Annotated in this window: 1 protein-coding gene; it reads right to left on the bottom strand. The window is 71.0% G+C overall.

Annotation, left to right across the window (positions count from 1 at the left end):
• The coding region (locus AB0472_RS45820; RefSeq protein ID WP_366365629.1) for an amino acid adenylation domain-containing protein at window positions 1-5,700 on the bottom strand (5,700 nt) is incomplete at both ends.

Genomic DNA, 5,700 nt, shown 5'->3' with positions numbered 1-5,700 from the left:
AAACTCCCCCAACCCCACACCCCACCGCACCTCATCCGGCACCACCACCAACACCGCACCCGTCAACAACCCCATCGACCACTCCCACCCGAACGTGTCAAAACTCGGCGACGCAAACTGCCCCACCCGACACCCCGGACCCACACCCAACAACCCCCGATGACCCGCCACCAAACCCCCAAACCCCCCATGCGACACCACCACACCCTTCGGCACCCCCGTCGACCCCGACGTGTACAGCACGTAGGCCGCCGACTCGGGCCGCCCCCGCACCGGCAACGCCGACCCGACGGCAGCCGCCGACTCCGCGACGACCTCCGGGTCGTCCACCGCGATCACCGGCACACCCGCCGAAAGCCCCGCGGCACCCTCCCGAGTCGTCACCACGCATGCCGGCGCCGCGTCCGCCAGCATGTACGCCACGCGCTCCGCCGGGTAGGAGAGGTCGAGCAGCAAGTAGGCCCCGCCGGCCTTCAACACCGCCAGCAGCGCGACGATCAGCTCCACCGACCGGTCCATCGCCACCGCGACCACGGACTCCAACCCCACCCCCCGCGCCACCAGCACACCCGCCAGACCCGACGCACGATCGTCCAACTCCCCGTACGTCACCTCCTCATCCCCACACACCACAGCCAACGCACCCGGATCACGCGCCACCTGCTCCGCAAACACATCCGGCACCCACACCCCCGCCACCGACCCGGTGTCATTCCACTCCGACACCATCCGCCGACACAACTCCTCCGACAACACCCCCACCCCACCCAACCCCACCCCGGAACCCACCCCACCCAACACCGCCACCAACCCCTCCACCGCCCTCTCCAACAACCCGCACACCACGCCCGCATCCCCCGGATCCACCACATCCACCGTCACCCCGAAGCCAACCCCCAGATCATCGACCGCCACAGCCAACGGATAGTTCGTACGCTCCTGGGTGAGCAGGGCCCTCATTCCGGCCAGTCCACCGGCTGTGTCGCCGCGCCTGCGGCCGGCCTGCCCGGGCGCGTGCCGGTAGTTGAAGAGGGAGGTGAACAGAGGCGCCGGTGGTTTGACGCCACTGGCCTGCTGGGCCAGGGCCAAGGGGGCGTGTTCGTGCACGAGAAGCCCCGCCAGCTGGGACTGCATCGCCCGCACGGCCTCGACGGCGTCATGAGCCGCGACGTCCAGCCGCACCGGCAGGGTGTTCATGAACGGCCCCGGAACCCGCTCCGCCCCGGCCCCTGCGTTCATCCGCCCCAGCAGTACCGTCCCGAACACCACGTCACTGCGCCCGGACAGACTCGCCACCACCCGCGCCCACGCCACGTGGAACAACGTCGCCGGACTCACCCCCAACTCACGCGCCCGCTCCCGCACCCCCGCCGCCAGCTCGTCCGCCAACAACAACCGCCCCTGCCCCAGACCAGAACCGTCACCGCGGGCATCCGCCAGACCGAACGGCAGCGTCGGTTCTGTGACGTCGCCGAGCAGACCCGCGAAGTAGTCCTCGTGCTCCTGACGCGAGACGCCGAGTCGCGCCTGGGCCACGAAGTCGCGGAACGGAAGCGGCGCCGGCAACTCGCCCCCACGGCCCGCCATGAACGCCGCGACCTCGCCCAGCACCACGTCCAACGCCGTGTGGTCCTGGAGCAGATGGTGCACCTGCACCAACGCCAACCACCGGTCACTGCCGGGCTCCTGCGCCACATGCACGTGCAGCAACGGCGCGTGCCGCAGGTCGAGCCACGCCCCCGCCACCCTCGACAGTTCAGCCGCGGCATCGCCTTCTGCGCCGAGGACCACCTCGGTGACCGGCACCACCGCGTGCCGCCGCACCACCTGCACCGGCTCCGGCAGCCCTTCCCACACCACCGCAGTGCGGTAGATGTCGTGCCGATCCACCACCCCCTGCAACGCCGACACGAACGCGTCCAACCGTTCCCGGCCGTCGAAGGTCACCACGGTCGGAACCAGGTAGACGTCCGCCTCGCCGGGCTCCGCCAGCAGGTGATGGAAGAAGATGCCCTCCTGCAAGGGGGCCAGCGGATACACGTCCGCCACGTTCGCGGCACCACCCTCCACCGACGCACACACCAACTCGATCTGCCCGACCGTGAGATCCACCAGCGGCAGCATCTCCGGCGTGATCAGCTCGGCCCCGTCCGGAATACCGTTCGGCGGCACCACCACCACACCACCGGCGTCACCGGCCGCGGCCACCCCCGCGGGCGTCGGCGACTCGAACAACGCCCGCACCGACACCCCGAACCCACGCTCACGCAACCGCTGCACCAACGACACCGCCAACAGCGAATGACCGCCCAACTCGAAGAAGTTGTCATCAGCGCCCACCCGCCCCAGGTTCAGAACCTCGGCGAACACCTCACACACGACCTCCTCGGCCACCGTCGCAGGACCCCGCCCACCGGACGCCACATACTCGGGCGCGGGCAGGGCAGCCCGGTCCACCTTCCCGTTCACCGTCAGCGGCAGGGCATCCAGCACCACCACCGCGGACGGCACCATGTACTCCGGCAACCGCCCAGCCACGAACACCCGCAGCTCAGCGGCCAGCTCATCGCCAGAGTCCCCGTCGGCGTCCGGAACGACATAGGCCACCAGCCGTGGGTCGCCACTGACGTCCTCCCGGGCGAGCACCACCGCCTGCGTCACCGCCGGATGGGTCGCCAGAACGGCGCCCACCTCGCCCGGCTCGATCCGGAAGCCACGGACCTTCACCTGGTCGTCGACACGCCCGACGAACACCAGCTCACCGTCGGCCGTCCACCTGGCCACGTCCCCGGTCCGGTACATCCGCTCACCCGGCCCCCCGAACGGACAGGCCACGAACCGCTCCGCCGTCAGCCCCGCACGCCCCTGATACCCCCGTGCCAGGCCCTCCCCCGCGATGAACAACTCCCCCGCGACTCCGGCCGGAACCGGTTTCAGCCACCGGTCGAGGAGGTAGAGGCGGGTGTTGTCGACGGGCCGGCCGATCGGAACGGTCCCGGTGTTCTCGACCGGACCGGCGTGCCGGGAGGTCGCGTCGACCGTGGCCTCGGTCGGCCCGTACAGGTTGTGCAACCGCGCCGGCAGCAGAGCCGTGACCCGCTCGTACAGCCCACTCGTCAGCGCCTCCCCGCCGGAGAACACCATCCGCAGACTCGTGCAGCCCACCACCGTCGGCTCGGCCACGAACGCCGTCAACGAGGAGGGTACGAAGTGCGCGACGGTGACACTCTCCCGCCGGATCAGGCCCGCGAGATACGCCGGATCACGGTGCTCTCCGGGCGCGGCGACCACCAGTGCCGCCCCGGCCGTCAGTGGCCACCACAGCTCCCACACCGAGGCGTCGAACCCGAACGGCGTCTTGTGCAGTACCCGGTCCCGCTTCTCCAGACCGAACTCCCGCTGTGCCCACGCCAGATGGTTGGCCAGTCCGGCGTGCGTGATCACGACGCCCTTCGGGCGCCCCGTCGACCCCGACGTGTACATCACATACGCCGCATGTTCCGGCCCCGGCACCACCGACTCCGCCGGTTGAGCGGCCGCCTCCGCACCATCGACGACCACCCCGAGCCCGTCCGGCAAACTGCCCGCCGACGCGCCGTCCACCACCACGCACACCGGTCGGACGTCCGCCAGCATCAGTTGTACACGCTCCGCGGGATAGTCCGGATCGATCGGCAGGTAGGCGGCGCCCGCCTTCCACACCGCCAGCAGCCCGACCAGCAGCTCGACCGAGCGGTCCAGCATCACCCCCACCACCGACTCCGGCCCCGCCCCTCGCTCCACCAGCAAACCCGCCAGACGGGTCGCGCGCTCGTCCAACTCCCGGTAGGTGAGCCGCTCTTCACCACACACCACCGCGAGCGCGCCGGGTGTGCGCGTCACCTGCTCGGCGAACCGCACCGGCACGACACCCGGCGTACCCACCACACCGGTGTCGTTCCAGGTCTCGACGACCCGCTCCCGCTCGTCCTCCGACAACACGTCGACCTCGTGAACCCGTAGCCGGGCATCGGCCGCGACCGCCGTCAGCACCCGTACGTACCGCTCGGCGACGGTCTCCACGGTGAGCCTGTCGAACAGATCCGCCGACCCGGTCAGCGAACCCCGCACCCCGCGGGGACGGCCGTCCACGGTGACCTCACCCAAGGTCACGTTGAGGTCGAACCGCGCCGCCATCGCCCCGGCCGCGAGCGGTACGGCCCGCACGTCACCCAGGTCGAGGGCGGCGCCAGCCGTGTTCTGCACGGTGAGCATCACCTGGAACAGCGGATGGCGCACCAACGAGCGGTCGGGGGTGAGCAGTTCCACCAGCCGCTCGAACGGCACCTCCTGGTGGTCGAGGGCCGCGAGGCTCGTCTCCCGCACGCGGCTCAGCAGCTCCTCGAACGTCGGGTCGCCCGACACGTCGGTGCGCAGCACCAGGGTGTTCACGAAGAAGCCGACGAGGTCGTCCAGCGCCTGGTCGGTCCGGCCCGCCACCGCCGTGCCGATCGGGATGTCCTCCCCCGCGCCCAGCCGGGACAACAGCACCGACAGACCGGCCTGGAGCAGCATGAACATCGTCACACCCTGCGCGCGGGCGAGCGCGGCCAGTTCCGCGTGCACCTCCGCGGGGATGTCGAGGGCCACGGTATGGCCCTGGTGGGAGGCGGTGGTCGGGCGGGGCCGGTCCAGCGGCAGGGTCAGTTCCGCGGGCGCTCCGGCCAGTGCCTCCTGCCAGTACTCCACCTGACCCGCGAGCAGGCTCTCCGGATCCGTTTCGCTGCCGAGCAGGTCGCGCTGCCACAGCGTGTAGTCGGCGTACTGCACGGGCAGCGGCTGCCATTCCGGCGCCCGCCCCGCACGGCGTGCCGCGTAGGCGCGGGACATGTCGCGGGCCAACGGTCCCATCGACCAGCCGTCTCCGGCGATGTGGTGCAGCACCACCACCAGCACGGCGGAGTCCGGTTCCGTCCGGATCAGCAGTGCGCGGACCGGTATCTCCTGCGCCAGGTCGAAACCGTGCCGGATCTCGGCGGCCACCAGTTCGTCGGCCTCCTGCCGGCCGGCGGTCCGCGCAACCCGCACGAGCCGACCGATCTCGGCCACGTCCCGCACCTTCTGGTACGGCTCGCCGTCGTCGGCCGGGAACACGGTACGCAGCACCTCGTGCCGCGCCACCACATCCAGCAGAGCCGCGTCCAGCGCACCGGCGTCCACCGCACCGTCCAGCCGCAGCACCAGGGGCATGTTGTACGTCGGAGTCGGCCCCTCCAACTGCGCCAGGAACCACAGCCGCCGCTGGGCGAACGACAACGGCACCCGCTCAGGACGCTCCCACCGGGCCAGACCGGCCCGCGCCGATCCCGCACCGCCGAGCCGGGCCGCGAGCTCCATCGGCGTCGGAGCCTCGAACAGCTCCCGGACGCCCAGTTCGACACCGAAGACCGACCGTGCCCGCGACACCAGTCGTGTCGCCAGCAGCGAGTGGCCGCCCAGGTCGAAGAAGTCGTCCTCCGCCCCGACCTGCTCAAGGCCGAGGATCTCGGCGAACACCCCGCACATCAGCTCTTCGGCCACTGTCACGGGCCCGCGCCCACGGCCGGTCCCCGAGTGCTCGGGCATCGGCAGTGCGGTGCGGTCGGTCTTGCCGTTCGGGGTCAGGGGAAGCTCGTCCAGGACCACGACCGCCGACGGCACCATGTACTCCGGCAACCGCCT

Origin of the sequence: Streptomyces sp. NPDC086777, assembly GCF_040702065.1 — a bacterium.
Lineage (GTDB): Bacteria > Actinomycetota > Actinomycetes > Streptomycetales > Streptomycetaceae > Streptomyces.
Note: the sequence above shows the minus strand (reverse complement) of the source record. Positions and strands in the feature narration are given on the sequence as shown.